16 protein-coding genes and 1 riboswitch are annotated in these 19,786 nt (G+C 72.0%); of the genes, 3 read left to right on the top strand and 13 right to left on the bottom strand.

Going from position 1 to position 19,786, the window contains the following annotated elements:
* Nucleotides 1–109: 109 nt before the first annotated feature.
* Together NX801_RS08015 and NX801_RS08010 are read right to left on the bottom strand one after the other, a co-directional pair.
* Nucleotides 110–850, bottom strand: a complete 741-nt coding sequence (locus tag NX801_RS08015) for a CPBP family intramembrane glutamic endopeptidase (protein WP_258786475.1) — start codon at nt 848–850, stop codon at nt 110–112.
* A gap of 400 nt (nt 851–1,250) precedes the next feature.
* Nucleotides 1,251–2,759, bottom strand: coding sequence for a glutamate-cysteine ligase family protein (locus tag NX801_RS08010; protein ID WP_258786474.1), 1,509 nt, complete (start codon nt 2,757–2,759; stop codon nt 1,251–1,253).
* Between the two features lie 497 nt (nt 2,760–3,256).
* On the opposite strand from NX801_RS08010, the gene NX801_RS08005 reads away from it, so the two are divergent.
* Both NX801_RS08005 and NX801_RS08000 read left to right on the top strand, forming a co-directional pair.
* The gene (locus NX801_RS08005) at nt 3,257–3,943 is read left to right on the top strand and encodes a hypothetical protein (RefSeq protein WP_258786717.1); all 687 of its coding nucleotides are present in this window, start codon (nt 3,257–3,259) and stop codon (nt 3,941–3,943) included.
* Nucleotides 3,944–4,377: 434 nt separating this feature from the next.
* Nucleotides 4,378–4,584 (top strand): DUF5999 family protein, encoded by a 207-nt coding sequence (locus NX801_RS08000; protein WP_258786473.1) that lies wholly within the window; start codon nt 4,378–4,380, stop codon nt 4,582–4,584.
* 275 nt (nt 4,585–4,859) lie between these two features.
* On the opposite strand, the gene gcvP is transcribed toward NX801_RS08000, so the two are convergent.
* Complete coding sequence (gcvP, locus tag NX801_RS07995; protein WP_258786471.1) at nt 4,860–7,745, bottom strand: aminomethyl-transferring glycine dehydrogenase; 2,886 nt, start codon at nt 7,743–7,745, stop codon at nt 4,860–4,862.
* A 181-nt stretch (nt 7,746–7,926) separates the two neighbouring features.
* A riboswitch (glycine riboswitch) is annotated at nt 7,927–8,023 on the bottom strand.
* A 345-nt stretch (nt 8,024–8,368) separates the two neighbouring features.
* On the opposite strand from gcvP, the gene NX801_RS07990 reads away from it, so the two are divergent.
* A complete protein-coding gene (locus NX801_RS07990; protein ID WP_258786470.1) occupies nt 8,369–8,746 on the top strand; it encodes a PRC-barrel domain-containing protein in 378 nt (125 codons plus the stop codon).
* A 236-nt stretch (nt 8,747–8,982) separates the two neighbouring features.
* On the opposite strand, the gene NX801_RS07985 is transcribed toward NX801_RS07990, so the two are convergent.
* The 10 genes from NX801_RS07985 to clsA form a co-directional block, all read right to left on the bottom strand.
* Nucleotides 8,983–10,410, bottom strand: coding sequence for a DNA polymerase IV (locus NX801_RS07985; RefSeq protein ID WP_258786468.1), 1,428 nt, complete (start codon nt 10,408–10,410; stop codon nt 8,983–8,985).
* Nucleotides 10,411–10,708: 298 nt separating this feature from the next.
* Complete coding sequence (locus NX801_RS07980) at nt 10,709–11,338, bottom strand: MerR family transcriptional regulator (RefSeq protein WP_428986103.1); 630 nt, start codon at nt 11,336–11,338, stop codon at nt 10,709–10,711.
* 242 nt (nt 11,339–11,580) lie between these two features.
* Nucleotides 11,581–12,054, bottom strand: a complete 474-nt coding sequence (locus tag NX801_RS07975) for a bifunctional nuclease family protein (protein WP_028797289.1) — start codon at nt 12,052–12,054, stop codon at nt 11,581–11,583.
* A 54-nt stretch (nt 12,055–12,108) separates the two neighbouring features.
* Nucleotides 12,109–12,858: a transcriptional regulator FtsR gene (gene ftsR / locus NX801_RS07970; RefSeq protein ID WP_258786466.1), complete on the bottom strand. Its 750-nt coding sequence runs from the start codon at nt 12,856–12,858 to the stop codon at nt 12,109–12,111.
* Nucleotides 12,859–12,874: 16 nt separating this feature from the next.
* Nucleotides 12,875–13,825: a double zinc ribbon and FHA domain-containing protein gene (locus tag NX801_RS07965; protein ID WP_258786715.1), complete on the bottom strand. Its 951-nt coding sequence runs from the start codon at nt 13,823–13,825 to the stop codon at nt 12,875–12,877.
* An 88-nt stretch (nt 13,826–13,913) separates the two neighbouring features.
* On the bottom strand, nt 13,914–14,837 hold the full coding sequence (locus NX801_RS07960; protein WP_258786465.1) for a DUF881 domain-containing protein: 924 nt from the start codon (nt 14,835–14,837) through the stop codon (nt 13,914–13,916).
* A 200-nt stretch (nt 14,838–15,037) separates the two neighbouring features.
* The gene (locus tag NX801_RS07955; RefSeq protein WP_006376801.1) at nt 15,038–15,370 is read right to left on the bottom strand and encodes a small basic family protein; all 333 of its coding nucleotides are present in this window, start codon (nt 15,368–15,370) and stop codon (nt 15,038–15,040) included.
* Entirely contained in the window at nt 15,367–16,296 is a 930-nt protein-coding gene (locus tag NX801_RS07950; RefSeq protein ID WP_258786464.1) for a DUF881 domain-containing protein, read from the bottom strand. The genes NX801_RS07955 and NX801_RS07950 overlap by 4 nt, the downstream gene beginning before the upstream one ends.
* Nucleotides 16,297–16,397: 101 nt before the next feature.
* Nucleotides 16,398–18,893 carry a mannose-1-phosphate guanyltransferase gene (locus tag NX801_RS07945; RefSeq protein ID WP_258786463.1) on the bottom strand — a complete coding sequence of 832 codons (2,496 nt, stop codon included), beginning with the start codon at nt 18,891–18,893 and terminating at the stop codon, nt 16,398–16,400.
* Between the two features lie 117 nt (nt 18,894–19,010).
* Nucleotides 19,011–19,619, bottom strand: a complete 609-nt coding sequence (clsA, locus tag NX801_RS07940) for a cardiolipin synthase ClsA (RefSeq protein ID WP_258786714.1) — start codon at nt 19,617–19,619, stop codon at nt 19,011–19,013.
* Between the last annotated feature and the right edge of the window lie 167 nt (nt 19,620–19,786).

Below are 19,786 nucleotides of genomic sequence, written 5' to 3'. Positions count from 1 at the left end.
CGCGCCACGGAGCACGCGGGTCTCCGGCCGAAATGATTCCGGGGGTACGGGCGGAACGCACCGGAGGGGCCGTACGGAGTGATCCGTACGGCCCCTCCCCCACCCGGGATCACCGGGTGGGCAGCCAGTCCACCTGCCCCTTCAGCAGCGCGTAGCCCACGAAGGCCACGATGTCGAGCAGCGCGTGGGCGGCGACCAGCGGCCCCACCCGGCCCCACCGCCGGTACAGCAGCACGAAGACCGCGCCCATCACCACGTTGCCGATGAACCCGCCGATCCCCTGGTAGAGGTGGTACGAGCCCCGCAGCACCGCGCTCGCCGCCAGCGCCGCCCTCGGGGTCCATCCCAGCTGGCCGAGCCGGCGCAGCAGATAGCCGACGACGACGACCTCCTCCAGTACGGAGTTCTGCACCGCCGAGAGGACGAGGACCGGGTACTTCCACCACACACCGGGCAGCGACTCGGGCACCACCGTGAGGTTGAATCCGGATGCCTGCGCCACCAGGTAGAAGGCGAGCCCGGCGCTGCCGATGGCCGCCGCGACCAGGGCGCCCCGCCCCAGGTCGGACCAGGGCCGGTCCCGGTCGAGGCCGATGACCCGGGGCCCGGTTCCCTCCCGCAGCAGGAGGTGGACCACCAGGGCCACCGGCACGAGCGCGGTCGTGATCCCGAAGAGCTGCCAGGCCAGGTCGAGCCAGGGACGGCCGGGCGCGGACGAGGCGTTGAGCCGGGCGGCCTGGTCGCTGAGGCCCCCGGGCCGAGTGAGCGCCCCCACGAAGCTGATGGCCGAGGACACCCCGCTGGCCCCCAGCGAGAGCGCGAGCACCAGCAGCAGTTCGGCCCGGAGCATGCGACGGGACGGCCCCGCCGGGCCGCCCGGCGCCGGAACGCTTCCCGGTTCCGGTCCGGCGGGCGGCTCCGGGGCAGCGGGGGAAGCCGGCGAACGAGAGGAATCGACCACACCTGTCTCCACATCACGGGTCACAGGCGTCTCAGCTTGCCCGACCCCTCCCGGCCCGGCTACAGCGGGGCCGGGGCCCTCCCGGCCGACGGCCCGGTCGACGTCCCTGTCGACGGCGCGAGACCCGTCCACCCCGGCCCCACCGGCCCGGCCGCGGGGCGCGGCCCCGCCACTCCCCGTCGGCACCGCCCACCGGCGTACGGCCACCACCGCCCAAACGCCCACCGCCCGGCCCGGCGGCACGGCCCCACCGCCGCCCACCGCTCACGGTCCACCGGCGCCGCCCGGTTCAGGAAGGACCGGGGAACCCCACCGGCCAGGTGTGCACGGGCTCGCCCTCACGCATGAGCTCGCAGTACCTCCGGGTGGTGGCCGCCAGTGCCGCGTCCCGCCCCAGCCCGGCGTCGAGCGCCCGGTGGAAGGTCTCCACCTGCCAGGAGGCGCCGTTCACCCGGCGCCGGCAGCGCGCCTCGATGATGCCGAGCAACCGGTCCCGGTCGGCCGGCTCCACGCCCCAGGCGTCGAGCCCGGCGGCGGCGAGCGGCAGCAGCTCGTCCCGGACCAGCTTCACGGCCGGCACCGTGGTCACCCCGCCGCTCCGGCCGGGTCGCGGCCAGCGCAGCTCGGCGTCGATGCCGTACCGGCAGGCGGTCTCGAAGTTGTCCGCCGCGTCCTCGAACGGCAGCCGCCGCCACACCGGCCGGTTCTCCTCGGCCAGCGCCCGTACCAGCCCGTAGTAGAAGGCGGCGTTGGCCACCACGTCGTCGACGGTGGGCCCCGCCGGCAGCACCCGGTTCTCCACCCGCAGATGGGGCACCCCGTCGACCACGCCGTAGACCGGGCGGTTCCAGCGGTAGACGGTGCCGTTGTGCAGGACCAGCTCCTGGAGTTTGGGTACCCCGCCGGCGTCCAGTACCTCCAGCGGCTCTTCCTCGTCGCAGATCGGCAGCAGGGCCGGGAAGTAGCGCAGGTTCTCCTCGAAGAGTTCGTACGCCGAGTCCACCCACCGCTCCCCGAACCAGGTACGGGGCCGGACGCCCTGCGCCTGGAGTTCCGGCGGACGGGTGTCGGTGGCCTGCTGGAACAGCGGCGGCCGGGACTCGCGCCACACCTCGCGCCCGAACAGGAACGGGGCGTTGGCGCCCACCGCGATCTGGACCGCCGCCACCGCCTGGGCGGCGTTCCACACGTCCGCGAAGCGGGCGGGGGTCACCTGGAGGTGGAGCTGCACCGAGGTACAGGCGGCCTCGGGCGCGATCGAGGAGGCGGTGCAGCTCAGCCGCTCCACCCCGTCGATGTCGAGCGCGAACTCCTCGCCCCGGGCGGCCACGATCTGGTCGTTGAGCAGCATGTACCGGTCGACGTCGGAGAGGTTCGAGGAGACCAGGTCGCCCTCGGCGAGCGTCGGCAGAATACCGATCATGACAATGCCCGCATCGACTTCCCGGGCCTTGCGGTGGGCATATCCCAGCCCGGTTCGCAACTCCTCGGCGAGTTGGTCGAAAACCCGCCCTCCGATGCGGTGCGGTGCGATGTTCACTTCCAGGTTGAACATGCCGAGTTCGGTCTGGAAATCCCCGCTGGCGATGCGCTCGAGTACTTCGGCATTCACCATTCGGGGCATGCCGTCCGCGCCGGCGAGATTGAGCTCGATCTCCAGACCGATCAGGTTCTTCGGCCGGTCGAAGCGCTTCTCGTCCAGCAGCCGCCCCAGGCCCGTCAGACACCGCTGGAGCTTCTGGCGGTACCGCTGCCGATCGGACAGATCGAAGCCGCCTGCCGCGATCTTCTCCCCCATCGAAGGGTCCCTCCTCGCATGGGCGGTGGGCGGCACGGGCCGCTGTGTCACGGACGATGATGCCCAGCCCGCCTGATCTGTAACGCCCTCACGCGGTCCGGATGAACGGTAGGCTGGACAGGTAAGTCGCCGGGCACATTCCGGTGACATGCCGCGGTCGGCAGTTACCGGCGGCGCGGGGGCGGCGATTAATGCCGACGACCGGCGGCGACATCCGGCCGACCGTTTCGGCGGAAAATTTCCAGGTCGACGGCACCCCGGCGGGGCTAAATCCCCCGAAAGGCCACAGAAGAAGGACCGGATGCGGCCTTGTATGCAATACGACCGACGGCTAGCGGAAACATCGCGTGAACACGCGTCGTATAAACTCCGCAGGTGAGGCGCTGACGAGGCAGAGGGCCGGTGGCCGGCCACCGGCGTCCTCCGGCCCGCCGCTGACAGTGCCGTCCGCACCGTGCCCTCGCATCATCCTTCACTTGAGTGAGAGGCGACCCGCCATGCCGCTCCACGTCTCCCCGGCCCCCGCGCCCGCCCTCCGCAGCGTCCTCGCGGCGCTCGGCTCCTCCGCCGTCCGCGACGTCCACACTCCCGCCCTGCGCTCGGTCCAGGGGCCGCTCAGTCCGGAGCTCCCGCTCGCCGTCCACGTCCTCGACATCCGCCGCGTACCGGCCGTCTCGGGAGTACCGGGAGTACCGGGAATGGCCGGGGTACCCGGGGTTCCGGCGGTCTCGCGCCGGGTCATACCGGCGTCCGGACGCCCGGTGGTAACGGCTCCGGCCGCCCCGAACACCAGGCTCGCCGGCTGGCGTTTCCTGATCCGCAGCGGCGACCGCTCAGTGGCGGCGGCCGACACCGTGATCAGGCCGGACGGCTTCGCCTTCTCGCACTTCTTCGAGGGGCCGTACCTCTCGTCCACCGAGCGCGCGCTGCTCCAGGCGGAAGCCCTGCCGGCGCGCTACCAGCCGCGGCTGCTGTCGGTGCCGGAGCTCTACATGCTGACCCTGTGGCTGCACGGCGACACCGAGGCCGACCCGGCCACCGGCTCCCCGGTACCGGCGGATCTGCTGGTGCCGCTGGCCCCGGCGCCGCCCGGCATCGCCGCCCACCGGCCGCACCGGGTGGCCGACCTGCTGCCGCTGCTCACCCTGCGGCTGGCACCGCCGCTGCTGGAGCCGACGGCCTGACGGGCGCGCGCCGGGGGCGTACCGCACCCGGCGCCGCAGGAGACACGGAGGCGGCCCCGGGGACACCTGAGGCGCACGGGCCCCCGGGCATCCCCGGAAGACACCCGGGGCAGCCGGGGCGCCGCCCCGTCAGGTGCCCCGGACACGCGCCTCCGGGGCACCGAAGAGGCCCGCATCAGGAGCCCTGGCCCGTACGGACTAGCCCGGACCGGCCATCGCGAACCACCCGAAGGGACAGGGGGGTTGGGTTGAACCATCCGGCCGGGTGATACGTCCTTCACCAGTAGGAAGCGCTGCCGCGAAATGCCTGCGGATCGGGGCGGGGGCGGCGACACTGAGAAGGACCGACCGACACCACGGGGGCGGCCGTGAACATCGCGCACACCGCATCGAGCCGCGGGACAGAGACCACATCGCAGCGAAAGAACCCACTCATGTGCCAGCACCAGCCAGCCTGCCCGACCGCCGACTCCGCCGACCGGGAGGCGGCGCGCCTGGTGGCTCACCACCCCGAGCAGGGCTGGAGCCTGCTGTGCAACGGTGTCCTCGTGTTCGAGGACACCGGTGAGCTGCTGCCCGACGGAAAGATCATCGCACCGCACCGCCCCCTGGGGGCCTCGCGGGTGATGACCGCCGCCTGACCAGCGGCCGGGCGCCGGACCGACCCCCCGGGGCGGCGGGCGACCCATCGGCGCGGCTGTCCGGGCACCTCGCCCGGGGCGGCCCGCCCGTACGAACGACCGGAGCGACCAGTAGCGACCGACAGAGGCCGGGAAACACCCGGGAGACCCGAAGGCACAGCGCGGAACACCTCGCGCCGGAACGGCATCCGGAGTCCGGCGCACGACGAGGGGCCGGGTGCGGAGAAGAACTCCGCACCCGGCCCCTTCCGTCGTTCCGGCGCGTCCGGCCGGCCTCAGCCGTCGTACTCGTCCAGCGGCGGGCAGGAGCAGACCAGATTGCGGTCGCCGAAGGCGCCGTCGATCCGGCGCACCGGCGGCCAGTACTTGTCCGCGGCCGAGACCCCGGCCGGGAAGACCGCCTCCGCGCGGGTGTAGGCGTGCGCCCACTCGTCGCCCAGGGCCGCCGCGGTGTGCGGGGCGTTGCGCAGCGGGTTGTCCTCGGCCGGCCACTCACCGGTGGCCACCTTCTCGATCTCGGCACGGATCGCGATCATCGTGTCACAGAACCGGTCGAGCTCGGCCAGGTCCTCGCTCTCGGTGGGCTCGATCATCAGCGTGCCGGCGACCGGGAAGGACATGGTCGGCGCGTGGAAGCCGTAGTCGATCAGGCGCTTGGCGATGTCGTCCACGCTGACCCCGGTGGCCTTGGAGAGCGGGCGCAGGTCCACGATGCACTCGTGGGCCACCAGCCCGGCCGGGCCGGTGTAGAGGACCGGGTAGTGCGGCTCCAGGCGCTTGGCGATGTAGTTGGCGGCCAGCACCGCGACCTGGGTGGCCCGCTTCAGCCCCTCGCCGCCCATCAGCCGGACGTACGCCCAGGAGATCGGCAGGATGCCCGCCGAGCCCCACGGGGCCGCCGAGATCGGGCCGACACCGGTCTCCGGGCCGGCGGTCGGCTGGAGCGGGTGGTTGGGCAGATACGGCGCGAGGTGCTCCCGGACGCCGACCGGTCCGACGCCGGGGCCGCCGCCGCCGTGCGGGATGCAGAAGGTCTTGTGCAGGTTCAGGTGCGAGACGTCGCCGCCGAACTTGCCCGGCTTGGCGAGGCCGACCAGCGCGTTGAGGTTGGCGCCGTCGACGTACACCTGGCCGCCGGCGTCGTGCACCTGCGCGCAGATGTCCGCGACATGCTCCTCGAAGACGCCGTGGGTGGACGGGTAGGTGATCATCAGCACCGACAGCTCGTCCCGGTACTGCTCGATCTTGGCCCGCAGGTCCGCCACATCGATCTCGCCGTCGTCGGCGGTCTTGACCACGACCACCTTCATCCCGGCCATCACGGCGCTGGCCGCGTTGGTGCCGTGCGCCGAGGACGGGATCAGACAGACGGTACGGCCGGTGTCGCCGTTGGCCCGGTGGTACGCGCGGACCGCGAGCAGACCGGCCAGCTCGCCCTGGGAGCCGGCGTTGGGCTGGATGGACACCTTGTCGTAGCCGGTGACCTCGGCCAGCCGCTCCTCCAGCTCCCGGATGAGGGTCAGATACCCCTGGACCTGGTCCACCGGCGCGAACGGGTGGATCTGGCCGAACTCCGGCCAGGTGACCGGCTCCATCTCCGTGGTCGCGTTGAGCTTCATGGTGCAGGAGCCCAGCGGGATCATGCCCCGGTCCAGGGCGTAGTCGCGGTCGGCGAGCCGGCGCAGATACCGCAGCATCGCGGTCTCCGAGCGGTGCGCGTGGAAGACCGGGTGGGTCAGATACGCGTCGGAGCGCAGCAGCTCCCCGGGGAGCGCGTCCACGGTGGCGGTGTCCAGCGCCTCGATGTCGCCGGACACCCCGAAGGCGTCCCAGACGGCGGCGAGCTGGGCCCGGCCGGTGGTCTCGTCGCAGGCGGCGGAGACCTGGTCGGCGTCGATCAGGCGGAGGTTCACGCCGTTCTCCCGGGCGGCGGCGACCACCTCGGCGGCCCGGCCCGGCACCCGGACGGTGACCGTGTCGAAGAACGCGCCGTGCACCACCTCGGCACCCCCGGCGCGCAGCCCCTCGGCGAGGATCGCGGCGTAGCGGTGGGTGCGCCGGGCGATGGTCCGCAGTCCCTCGGGGCCGTGGTAGACCGCGTACATGCCGGCCATCACGGCCAGCAGCACCTGGGCGGTGCAGATGTTGCTGGTGGCCTTCTCCCGGCGGATGTGCTGCTCGCGGGTCTGGAGGGCGAGGCGGTACGCCTTGTTGCCGTCCGCGTCCACCGAGACGCCGACGAGCCGGCCGGGCAGGCTGCGGGCGTGCTTGGCCTGGACCGCCATGTAGCCGGCGTGCGGGCCGCCGAAGCCCATGGGCACGCCGAACCGCTGGGTGGTGCCGACGGCGATGTCGGCGCCCAGCTCGCCGGGCGAGGTGAGCAGGGTGAGCGCGAGCAGGTCGGCGGCGACGGTGACGATCGCGCCCAGCTCATGGGCCCGGTCGACGAGCGGCTTCAGCTCCCGGACGGCACCGGAGGCACCGGGGTACTGGAGCAGTACGCCGAAGACACCGCGCTCGGCGATCTCCTCGGGGATGCCGTCGCTCAGGTCCGCCACGACGACCTCGACCCCGGTCGGCTCGGCGCGGGTCTCGATGACGGCGATGGTCTGCGGCAGGGTGTCGGCGTCGATCAGGAAGACACCGTTCTTGACCTTGCCGACCCGCCGCGAGAGCGCCATGGCCTCGGCGGCGGCGGTGCCCTCGTCCAGCAGCGAGGCGCCGGAGGTGGGCAGTCCGGTCAGCTCGGCCACCATGGTCTGGAAGTTCAGCAGCGCCTCCAGCCGGCCCTGTGATATCTCCGGCTGGTAGGGCGTGTACGCGGTGTACCAGGCCGGGTTCTCCATGACATTGCGCAGGATGACCGGCGGGGTGAAGGTGCCGTGGTAACCGAGGCCGATCATCGGCGCGACCACCTGGTTGCGCTGGGCGAGCGAACGCAGCTCGGCCAGCACCTCCGCCTCGGTGCGCGCGTCGGGCAGCCCGAGGGCCTCCGCGGTCTTGATCACATCCGGCACGGCGGCGGCGGTGAGCTCGTCCAGCGACCCGTAGCCGACCTGCGCGAGCATCTTGGCCCGGGCCTCGTCATCGGGACCGATGTGGCGCTGCTCGAAGGGGATGCCTCGCTCCAGCTGGGAGAGCGGAATGCGGTTGGCGGTCATGTACGGGGGCCTCCTGGTCGACGCGACCTGCGAGGGGCACCTCGGCGCGGGTGCCCGGACGGCCTCCCCCTCTGTCATCTCAACCTGAGAGCTTCACCGGGCCCCGCTGCGCTGGCGGCCCGGTTTTCACCGTCGGTGAGGGCGGATGCCGTCCGACGCCCGCCCTGCTTTCCAGAGTGACCTCGTCCGTGCGGTACGGGTGCCTGAGAGATTCCGGGGAGGATTTGCTCCTTCGGCGCCCCCGGTTGGTCTCCGGAGGACTCTCCCGCGCGGGTTCAGCGGCCGCTGTCAGCGTACCAGCGGCGCCCCTGACCGGTCCCTCGAGTGGCCGACGTCACCGTTCTGCCCTTTCGTAGAACTGAGCACTCCGGTGCCACGGTGCCACGGAACCCGCCCCGCGGTGCGAAGCCGGGGGCCGGGCAGCGGGGTCGGGCCCTGCTGGCGGGACACCGGTCGGACGGAAGAAGTACTGGTGGGAGGGACGAAGCACCGGTCGGAGCGAAGGAGTACCGGGCGGAAGCGACGAAGGACGGGGGACGAGGCGGCGGGTCCGGGGGCCGGGGGCGGGGGGCGGTATTCCCGGCGCTCGGGCCCGACGAGTGGAGCGACCGACTGGAGGGACCGTGCAGACCGACACCGATCCGCGCAGCCTGATTGGCCGCAGGGTCTTCGACAGCGAGGGCCACCGACTCGGCACCATCGACGAGGTCTATCTGGACGACGCGACCGGAGTGCCCGAGTGGGCTGCGGTGCGCACCGGCCTCTTCAGCCGGGACGCCTTCGTCCCGCTCGGGCCGAGCCGGCTGGACGACGACGGCCTCCAGGTGCCGTACGAGCGCGCCCTGATCAAGGACGCCCCGGACTTCGGGGTGGGCCGGCACCTCTCGCCGGAGCAGGAGCTCCAGCTCTACCACCACTACGGCATCGCCCTGCCCCCGCCCGGAGGCTCGGCCCCGCCCGCCGACCGCGACTTCGGCCGCCTGGCCGGCCGGGACGAGTAGCTCGGGCCACCTGACCCGTCGGGCGGCCTTCGGGAACGGCGCCTCCGGGCGATGACACGGGGAACCCCGTCCCCGGAGGGTCCCCGGCCGTGCCACGCCCCGGGGCACCGGGCGGCCGCCGACAGTGCCCGGGCCACGCTCCCGGGGCGCTGTCGGCATCGGCGGCAACCGGGTGGGGCGGGGCCCGTACGAAGATTCAGTAACCCGGACGCCCGGGCCCGGATCGACACCCCGGCCTAGCTCCCGGTCACCGCCCGGCCCGGCCCGGGCACCAGGGGCAGCGGCTCGGAGGGGGTCAGCTCGGGGTCGTCCACCCGGAAGGTACGCACCCGTCCGGGGGGCGAGCCAGGCTGCTCGAAACGCACCGTCACCAGGCCGATCCCGCTCCCCTGCACCCAGCCCGGCCCGTACGCCGAGTGCCGCACATCGTGGCCGGCCGGCCAGCGCCGCTCGGCGGGTTCCTCGGCGCGGGCGCCCCGGGGCCCGACCGGTCCGGCGCCGCCCGGGGCGTCCGTACCCGGCACATCCGCGCCCGCCGGTTCCGGCGCGCCGGGCCCCGGGACCGGGGCCGCCCCGGCGGCCGACCGTTCCGCGGCGGCCTGGGCGAACAGGTCCTCCTGGGTGAAGTCGGCCAGCCCCGAGACACCGACGCCCAGCAGCCGTACCCCGCCCGTGGTGTCCACCGTGTCCAGCAACCGCGCCGCCGCCTCCCGCACCACTCCCGGATCGTCGGTCGGCCCGCGCAGGGTCTCGGACCTGGTGAGCGTGGAGAAGTCGTACCGCCGCACCTTGAGCACCACCGTCCGCCCGGACCGGCCCGCCGCCCGCAGCCGCTGGACGCACCGGTCGGCCAGCCGCTCCACCTCGAGCCGGACCCGGACCCGGTCGTGCAGGTCCACGTCGAAGGTGTCCTCGACCGACACCGACTTGGCGTCCCGCTCGGCCACCACCGGCCGGTCGTCATGGCCCAGCGCCATTCTGTACAGCGCCGCCCCGTGGGCTCTGCCCAGCAGCCGTACGAGTTCGTCCTCGCCCGCCTCGGCCAGCTCCGCCACGGTGGTCATGCCGGCCCGCCGCAGATGCTCCCCGGTGGCCGGGCCGACCCCGGGCAGCGTCCGCACTGGCAGCGGGCCGAGCAGCTCCCGCTCGGTGCCCGGCACGATGAGGGTCAGTCCGTCCGGCTTGGCCTGCTCCGAGGCGATCTTGGCCAGCATCTTGGAGCCCGCGAGCCCGACCGAGCCGGGCAGCCCGGTGGTGGTGTAGATGTCCCGCCGCAGCCGCTCACCGGCGGCCCGGGCGGTCGCCGCGTCATGGGCCGCGCCGCCCGCCTCCAGGTCCACGAACGCCTCGTCCAGGCTGAGCGGCTCCACCAGCGGCGACAGCCGGCCGAGCAGCTCCATGACCTGCTCGCTGATCGACCGGTAGAGCAGAAAGCGCGGGACCAGATAGGCGGCGTTCGGTGCCAGCCGCCGGGCCTGCGCCGTCGGCATCGCGGAGTGCACGCCGAAGCGTCTGGCCTCGTAGGAGGCGGTGGCGACGACCCCGCGCGGCCCCAGCCCGCCGACCACCACCGGCTTCCCGCGCAGACTGGGCTTCGCCGCCTGCTCGACAGCGGCGTAGAAGGCATCCATGTCCAGATGCAGGATGGTCGGGGCGGCTCTCACGGTTCCGATGCTCCCGCACACCACTGACAATCGCCCGCACACCCGTACGGACACGCACACCGCGCGGCTCGGACCCATCGGTACCGGCCACCCGCCGCGCCCCGTACGGCACACGGATCCGTACCGGACGGCCGGCGCGCGTACGAACGGCACACGGATCCATACCGGACAGCCGGCGCGCGTACGAACGGCATGCGCACCCGTACCAAACAGCCGACAGGGACACGGCCGGCCCGGGGCCGACGGGGACGGCCGGCCCGGAGGAGCCGGGGCCGGACCGACCGATCAGCCGGCCGGCTCAGACGGCCTTGTCGCGGCGGCGCCGGGCCAGCTCGTCGGTCGGGTTGTTGCCGATCAGGGTCTCGCCGGTGTCCACCCGCTCGCCGTGGAGCTGCGACAGCGCCGTCTCCACGTCCCGCCAGACGACACCCACGGCGATCCCGAAGACCCCCTGGCCGCCCTGCAGCAGATCGACCACCTCGTCCGGCGACGAGCACTCGTAGACCGTGGCGCCGTCGCTCATCAGCGTCATCCGCTCCAGGTCGCAGAAGCCCCGGGCCCGCAGGTGCTGGACGGCGGCACGGATGTTCTGGAGCGAGACCCCGGTGTCCAGAAAGCGCTTGACAATCTTGAGGACGACCACATCGCGAAAGCTGTAGAGCCGCTGGGTGCCGGAGCCGTACGCCGCCCGCACACTCGGCTCGACCAGCCCGGTGCGGGCCCAGTAGTCCAGCTGGCGGTAGGTGATCCCGGCCGCCGCGCAGGCGGTGGGGCCCCGGTAGCCCACGGGATCGGCGTCGTCACCCGCCTCCGTCGCCGCTCCGGTCGCGCCCGTGCGCGGGACGACCGTGCCGTGCAGCGGGTACGGACCACTGCCCCCCGGACCGACCGCGGGAGGACCCCCTGCTGTACCGCCGCCGCTGCTGATCACGCCGACCCTCCGTCCTTGACCTGCCATCACGACGGTAGGCAGTCGCCTGGGGTGCGTCAACGATCGCCACACTCGGCACGCCGAGTGATAAGCACCCTGAGAGTGGTTTCTCGTGTCCCTCTTCGGGGAAAGGCTACTCGAATGGTTCGAATGGCCTGATGACGACGGCCGAGGGCGGGCCGGACGAGGGCGGCCCGGACGGCGGCGGGCCGGTGGTCACCGGAGGGCGGCCGCGCGTGTCACTGGCTGCTGGTGCCGAAGTCCTCGGGCGAGATCTGGTCGAGGAACTCGCGGAACTTCTCCACCTCGTCCTCCTGCTCGTCCGGAATGGCGATGCCGGCGTCGTCGAGCACCCCGTCACTGCCGAAGATGGGCGTACCGGTGCGCAGCGCCAGCGCTATGGCGTCGGACGGCCGGGCGCTGACCTCCACCCCGCTGGCGAAGACCAGCTCGGCGTAGAAGACACCCTCCCGCAGGTCCGTGATCCTGACCTCGGTCAGCTCCTGTCCCACGGCCTCCAGCACGTCCTTGAAGAGGTCGTGCGTGAGCGGCCTGGCGGGCGCCATGCCCTGCTGGGCGAAGGCGATCGCCGTGGCCTCCCCCGGGCCGATCCAAATGGGGAGGTACCGGTCGCCTCCCACTTCACGTAGGAGCACGATCGGCTGGTTGGACGGCATTTCCACCCGGACACCGACGACATCGAGCTCGTTCACATGGCAACCCTAGGCCGTGTCGGACCGGTTTGGGTAGTCGGGGGGCCACCAAGATCAGGACGGCCGGACCCCGAGGGCCGTACGGACCAGGGCGGCGTGCAGCCGCACGGAGAGGTTCGCCAGCTCCCGGGCGGTGGCCTCGGCATGGGCCCTGGTCTGCGGATTGCGGTGCCGGCGCAATGGCGCGACCACCTGTTCGACCAGCCCGGCCTCGCGATCGGCGGCGGCCTTCACGGCTCGCAGATGGCGCGGTTCCAGACCGAACCTGCCCAGATCCGCGACCAGTTTCGCCACCGTCACCGCCCCGGCGTCATAGCCGCCGTCCGGCAGCGGGGCGATCAGCCCGTACGACTCCCACTCGGCCAGCCGCGCCTCGTCCACCTCGGCGGCGGCCAGCAGCTCGTCCCGCCCGATCCGGGCGGCGGCGGGCCGGTGGTCCGCCGCCGGCGGCTCCCACGGCTCCTCGTCGGCGGCCTCGCGCGGCGCGGCCTGGGCCGGCAGCTGGATCTGCTCCCCGCGCTCGTACGCCTCAAGGTGCTCCCGGATGACCCGGAGCGGCAGGTAGTGGTCCCGCTGCAGGCGCAGGATCAGCGCCAGCCGCTCCAGATCCCCGCGGGTGAACTTCCGGTACCCGGAGGCCGTGCGCTGGGGTTCGACGAGCCCCTCGGCCTCCAGGAACCGGATCTTGGAGATGGTGATCTCGGGGAATTCCTCGCGCAGTCTGTTGAGCACCGCGCCGATGCTCATCAGCCGGCCGGCCGCGGTACCGCGCTCTCCGGCACCGCTCATCGGTGTGTGCGCCATGGATCTCCCCCGCCGGTCACACGCCCCGCTGGCTCGCGTAGAACACCAGCCGGTACTTGCCGATCTGCACCTCGTCACCGTTGGCCAGCGGTACCGCGTCGATGCGCTCCCGGTTGACATAGGTGCCGTTCAGGCTGCCGACGTCGGAGACCGTGAAGGCCCCGTCGGCGGCCCGGCGGAACTCGACATGGCGCCGCGAGACGGTGACGTCGTCGAGGAAGATGTCGCTCTGCGGGTGCCGGCCGGCCGTCGTCAGGTCGCTGTCCAGCAGGAAGCGGCTGCCCGAGTTCGGCCCCCGGCGCACCACCAGCAGCGCCGAACCGAGCGGCAGGGCCTCCACGGCCGCCTGCGCCTCGGGCGAGAGCGACGGCAGCTGGGTCTGGCCGGTGACCTCGGAGTCGTACGCCTCCAGACCCGAGATCGAGATGGTCGACGTCGTCTCGGAGGCCCGCTCGGCGGGAACCCCGGCGCGCAGCGGGGCGCCGCAGTTGGAACAGAACCTGCTGGCCGCTGCGTTGCGGTGGCCGCACCGCGTACAAACCGGCATGGACGAATCCTCCTGGCGCGGCTGGCCCGCGTGGGCACGGGTCGCATAGGGGTCGGGCGCGTGGCCGCCACCCGCGGGAGAGGGAGAGGTCGACGGGCTCCCGAAACCTATGCGGCCGGAACCGGCAGGGTCAACAGACGCGCCCTGGCCCCCCGGAATGTCACCGCCCGCGCCGCCGACCTCGTCCCGGAAGAGGGGACGCTCAGCGGCCTGCTCCTCACCACTCTGGCCATGGCGCGGGGCGCGGTGCCGGGCGGCGTTGCCGCCGTCCTCGCGTGCGCTCTTGCCGAACAACTTCGCAAACAACTTCACGGGCGATTCCCCTTGAACGAAACAGACCCGCCCGTGGGGCAGGACGAACCCTCGATGATCAGACCTGCGGACCCGGACACCATCACAACGTCCGTACCCTCCGGACAGTTTCCACCACGCGTCACCTCGATGACGCGCCGACCTCCGGCATCCTCCTGTGCCGGACCGTCTACCCCGACCCCCATGCACCCCTGCCTCACTGCGATGACGACCGAGCGTAGTCAGGCCGCTCCGCAGGTCGCAAGGCATCCACGACGATCTTCTCCGAGCGGTCCACCGTAACGGTGGCCTGCTCCTTCTCCAGGGTCTGCACGACGCCTCCCGGGATGTTCAGTGCCGGTTCCAGATCCTGCGGCCGGCCGATCACCGTGAAACGGTACGGCGCGCCGATCTTGCGACCGTCCACCTCGATGGCGCCCGCCTCCCCGGAGAAGTAGGTGCCGGCCACCACCCGGACGCCATTGACCTGAATCGCCTCGGCGCCGGCCGCGCGCAGCTCCTGGATGGCGTCCAGCAGCATGTCCGGCTCCACCGCCCCGGCGCTGTCGGTCACGGTCACCGTGATGCCGGGCCCCTGGGCCGCCACCGTACCCGCCAGGATGCCGAGCTGACGCTCCTTCTCCTGCGTCTGCTTGCGCGCCTCTTCCGCCTGGTCGGAGCTGTTCTCCAGCTCGGCGCGCTGCGCCCCCAGCCGGGTCTTCTCCTCCTCCAGCCGCTGCGTCCGGTCGTCCAGCTCGTCCAGAATGCGCACCAGGTCCTCCTGGCGGGCGCCCCGCAGGGCGCTGTTGTCGCTGGTCGAGCGGACCTGGATGGCGAGCCCCAGCCCGAGGCCGAACAGCAGCACGGCGACGATGAGTTGGGCCCGGGTGATCCGGGGCGGCCACAGCCCGGCCCGGAGCCGCTGACGGCCGGACGGCTCCGGCGGTTCCGACGGCGCCTCGGCCCCGGTCCACCCGCTCGGCCCGTCCTGCGGCGGCTGCGCACCCGCACCCGCGGTACCGCCGGCGGTGCTTTCCGCCGGGCGGCCCGGGGCGACCTGGCCGCCGGCCGATACAGGGGACGGGCCGGGCTCCGGGCGCGGTGCCGGCTCGGGTACGGGCTCCGGGTTCGCCAGCGGCATCGGTCCGGGCAGTGGACCCGGCACCGGCCGTCCGGCGCCCGGCGGCCGCGGCTCCGGGGACGGCGGCGAGGTCCGGGGATGTCCCGGATCCCCCGGCGTCCGACCGTTCTCCGGCCCGGGCGCCCCGGGGCTCTCAGGGTTCTCGGGGTCTCCGGGGGTCCCGTGGCCCCCGGCGCTCTCGGGGTGCTCGCTCATCGGCCTCACGCCCGGAACACATGCCGCCGGATGGCGGCGGCGTTGGAGAAGATCCGGATGCCCAGGACGACCACCACACCGGTGGACAGCTGGGCGCCGACGCCCAGCTTGTCGCCCAGGAACACGATCAGCGCGGCCACGACCACATTGGACAGGAAGGAGACGACGAACACCTTGTCCACGAAGATGCCGTCGAGCATGGCCCGCAGCCCGCCGAAGACCGCGTCCAGCGCGGCGACGACGGCGATGGGCAGATAGGGCTCCACCACGGCGGGCACCTCGGGCCGGACCAAGAGCCCGGCCACGACTCCCACGACGAGGCCCAGTACGGCGATCACGATGTGCCCTTCCCTGTGTCGGCCGTGCCCTGCCCGTCGCCCTTTCCGGGGCCGGCGGTGGTCGGCTCTGCTGTACGTACGATCAGACTGGGCGCGGCCGGAAGGCGCAGCGCGTTCTGATCCGAAATCCCGGTGCGGATGCCGAAGTTCTCCTGCAACGCGTGCAGGTACTGGCCGTCGGCGCTGTCCTGGAACGCGGTGCTGAGCTTCTTGCCGTCACCGACCGCCAGCACCGTGTACGGGGGCACCAGCGGCTTGTTGTCGACCAGTATGGCGTCTCCCGCCGCCCGGATGGCGGACAGGGCCGTCAGCCGCTGGCCGTTGATCGCGATCGCCTCCGCGCCCGACTCCCACAGTCCGTTGACGACCCGCTGCATGTCCCGGTCGCGGACCCGGCCGGTGTCGGCGAACCCGTCGCTGTCACGCGGCCCGTCGCCACCCTGGTTGGTCTCCTTGGCGTCGTCGACCACCAGCTTCACGCCGGGCCCGGTCACCTCGGTCGCACCGGACAGCAGTTCCACCAGGTCCCCCTGGTCGCCCCCGTGATCGCGGAGCGCCTCGCGCTGCCGCTCCCCCACCTCGGTACGGAGCCTCTCGACGTCCGTGGCCAGACCGTCGGCGGTACGGGTCTCCGCGTCGATGCGGCCGATCAGTTCCTCGCGCTCCTTCGCCACCACCGGAGCCGACATCCGCGCCTGCGCCGCCCCCAGAGTGACCACGAAGGCCGCCAGTACGAGCCCGGCGGCCAGCCCCAGCTTGGCCCGGAGCGGACGGGGCAGGCCGGCCCCCTTCTCCGCCCGGCGGGCGGTGGCCTCGGCGTAGCCGTCGTCCAGCGCGTGGTCCATCACATTGGTCAGCAGCGACATGGACGCGTCGGGACGCGGAGGCAGGGAGCCAGTGCTCCGAACGGGGGGCTGCTGCGGCATGCCGCACATCGTCGCACGTCGGAGGGGCTACCGCCGAATGGCCCCACCGGTGCGCCGGAACCCGCTCACGGGCGGGCCCGGCACACCGGTCGCCGGAGCCGTCAGTGACCTGCGCTGTCCACCACGGCCGCCCACTCGTCGAGCAGCGCCTCGGCGGAGGCGTCGTCCGGGCCCTCGGCCCACAGATGGGTGACGGCCTCGGCGGGGTCGGGCAGCACCATCACCCACCGGCCGTCGGCCTCCACGACCCGCACGCCGTCGGTGGTGTCGACATGCCGGTCGCCGGCGGCCTCCACGACCCGCCGCATCACCAGGCCCTTGACGGCCCACGGCGTCGCCAGGTCCCGCTTGAGCACATGGGCACGCGGAATCCGGGCATCGATCTGGCTGAGCGTCAGCTGGGTCCGCGCCACCAGGCCGATCAGTCGTACGAACGCCGCCGTACCGTCGAAGACACTGCTGAACTCCGGCACGATGAAGCCGCCGCGCCCGTCACCGCCGAAGATCGTGGAGTCCTCCCGGCCGACCCGGGTCAGATCGTCGGGCGACGTCGTCGTCCAGTCGACCTGGGTGCCGTGGTACGCGGCGACCTGCTCGGCGATCCGGGTCGTCGTGACCGGCAGGGCCACCCGCCCGCTCCGCCGCTCGGCCGCCACCAGGTCCAGCAGGACCAGCAGCGCCCGGTCGTCCTCGATGATCCGGCCCCGCTCGTCCACCAGCGAGAGCCGCTCACCGACCGGATCGAAGCGGACGCCGAAGGCCGCCTGGGCGGAAGCCACCATCTCCCCGAGCCGCACCAGTCCTGCCCGCCGCGACTCGGCGGTCTCGGTGGGCCGCGACTCGTCGAGCCCCGGGTTGATCGTGAGCGAGTCCACGCCGAGCCGGCCGAGCAGGCTCGGCAGAACGAGACCGGCGCTGCCGTTGGAGGCGTCCACCACGACCTTGAGCCCGGCGTCCGCGATCCCGCTGGTGTCGACGTTCCGCAGCAGCGAGCCGGTGTACGAGTCGAAGACGCTGGACGGGAAGCTCAGGTCACCGATCTCGCCGGGGAACGCCCGCCGGTACTCCTGGCGCGCGTAGACCCGGTCCAGCTTCCGCTGGCCGGCCTGCGACAGGTCCGCGCCCCGCTCGTCGAAGAACATGATGTCGACCGAGTCCGGAACCCCCGGCGTGGTCCGGATCATGATGCCGCCGGCGCTGCCCCGCGCCGTCTGCTCACGGGCGACCGGCAGCGGTACGTTCTCCAGGTCCCGGACGTCGATGGCGCTGGCCTGGAGCGCCGAGATCACCGCCCGCTTCAGGGCGCGCGCGCCTCGGGAGTGGTCCCGGGCGGTGGTGACCGTGGCGCCCTTCTTGAGCGTGGTCGCGTAGGCGCCGGCCAGCCGGACGGCCAATTCCGGGGTGATCTCCACGTTGAGGATGCCGGAGACGCCCCGCGCCCCGAAGAGGTGCGCCTGCCCCCGGGACTCCCAGATCACCGAGGTGTTGACGAACGCGCCGGCCTCGATGGTCTTGAACGGATAGACCCGCACATTGCCCTGGACGATCGATTCCTCACCGACCAGGCACTCGTCACCGATGACCGCGCCGTCCTCGATCCGGGCCGCCCGCATGATGTCGGTGTTCTTGCCGATCACACAGCCCCGGAGGTTGCTGTGCTGGCCGATGTAGACGTTGTCGTGAACAACCGCCCTGTGCAGGAAGGCGCCGCTCTTCACGACCACGTTGGAGCCGACGACGGTGTGCTCCCGGATTTCGACGTCCGCCTCGACCTTGGCGTAGTCACCGATGTACAGCGGCCCGCGGAGCACCGCGTCCGGGTGCACCTCGGCGCCCTCGGCGACCCAGACGCCCGGCGAGATCTCGAAACCGTCCAGCTCGACGTCGACCTTGCCCTCCAGGACGTCGGCCTGCGCCTTCACATAGCTCTCGTGGGTGCCCACGTCCTCCCAGTAGCCCTCGGCGACATAGCCGTAGATCGGCTTGCCTTCCTTCATGAGCTGCGGGAACACGTCTCCCGACCAGTCGACCGGCACATCCGCCTCGACGTAGTCGAAGACCTCGGGCTCCATCACATAGATGCCGGTGTTGACCGTGTCCGAGAAGACCTGGCCCCAGGTCGGCTTCTCCAAGAAGCGCTCGACCTTGCCCTCCTCGTCCACGATCGTGATGCCGAATTCCAGTGGATTGGGCACCCGTGTCAGACACACGGTGACCATCGCACCCTTTTCCTTGTGGAAGCGGATGAGATCGGTCAGGTCGAAATCGGTGAGGGCGTCGCCGGAGATGACCAGGAAGGCGTCGTCCTTGAGCGCCTCCTCGGCGTTCTTGACACTCCCCGCGGTGCCGAGTGGCTTCTCCTCGTTGGCATAGGTGAGCTCCATACCGAGCTCTTCGCCGTCACCGAAGTAGTTCTTGACGAGTGAGGCGAGAAATTGCACCGTTACCACGGTTTCATTGAGCCCATGCCGCTTGAGCAGCCGCAGCACATGCTCCATGATCGGCCGGTTCGCGACCGGCAGGAGCGGCTTGGGCATACTCGAAGTCATGGGGCGAAGGCGTGTGCCTTCGCCGCCGGCCATCACGACGGCCTTCATGTCGGAAGCGTCCTCCTTGCACAGATGACGGTCCAGCCGGCTGCGCCCGTCCGGGGCTCACGTCCAGCTCACCTGAGACGGCGCCGCGATGGCTGGACCGGTGGTGAGGAGACGAACTCAATCGGCTGCGGTATCCGCCTTGACGAGTCGGCGGACCTGGACCACATACAGGATCCCTGCCCACCAATACAGACTTGTACCCCATCCGGCGAAGGCCCACCCGAAAACTTCAGCGAGCGATGCCAGCCATCCTTCCCGGTCGCTGAGCAGCAGCAACGGGAAGGCGTACATCAGGTTGAAGGTGGCCGCCTTGCCGAGGAAGTTGACCTGCGGCGGCGGGTAGCCGTGCCGGCGGAGGATGCCGACCATCACCAGGAGCATCAGCTCCCGGGCCAGCAGCGCGAGCGTCAGCCACAGTGGGAGAATCTCCCGCCAGGTCAGCCCGACCAGGGTCGACAGGATGTAGAGCCGGTCGGCGGCCGGATCCAGCAGGCGCCCCAGGCTGCTGATCTGGTTCCAGCGGCGGGCCAGCTTGCCGTCCAGATAGTCGCTGACCCCGCTCAGCATCAGCACGAGGAGAGCCCAGCCGTCGCTGTTGGGCCCGTGGAAGACGGGGCGAAGAATCAGCCACAGGAAGAGCGGCACTCCGACCAGGCGCGCCATGCTGAGGATATTGGGGATGGTGAGGACCCGGTCCGTCTGAACGCGAGTCTCCTGGACCTCCACCCGGGGGCCTCCTGTGAGGAATGTGCCGACAATGCCCCCCGACCTTACCGTCACCCCCGGCCGGCCGGGCACACGGGTTCTCGGGGACCCGGGTGAAAAAGGTCCGGAAATGCGTGAAAGCCCCGCACCAGGAATCAATCCCGGTACGGGGCTCTCACTCAACAATA

This window comes from Streptomyces pyxinae (assembly GCF_024756275.1).
Classification (GTDB): Bacteria; Actinomycetota; Actinomycetes; order Streptomycetales; family Streptomycetaceae; genus Streptomyces; species Streptomyces pyxinae.
This window is presented reverse-complemented; position numbering and strand designations above follow the sequence as displayed.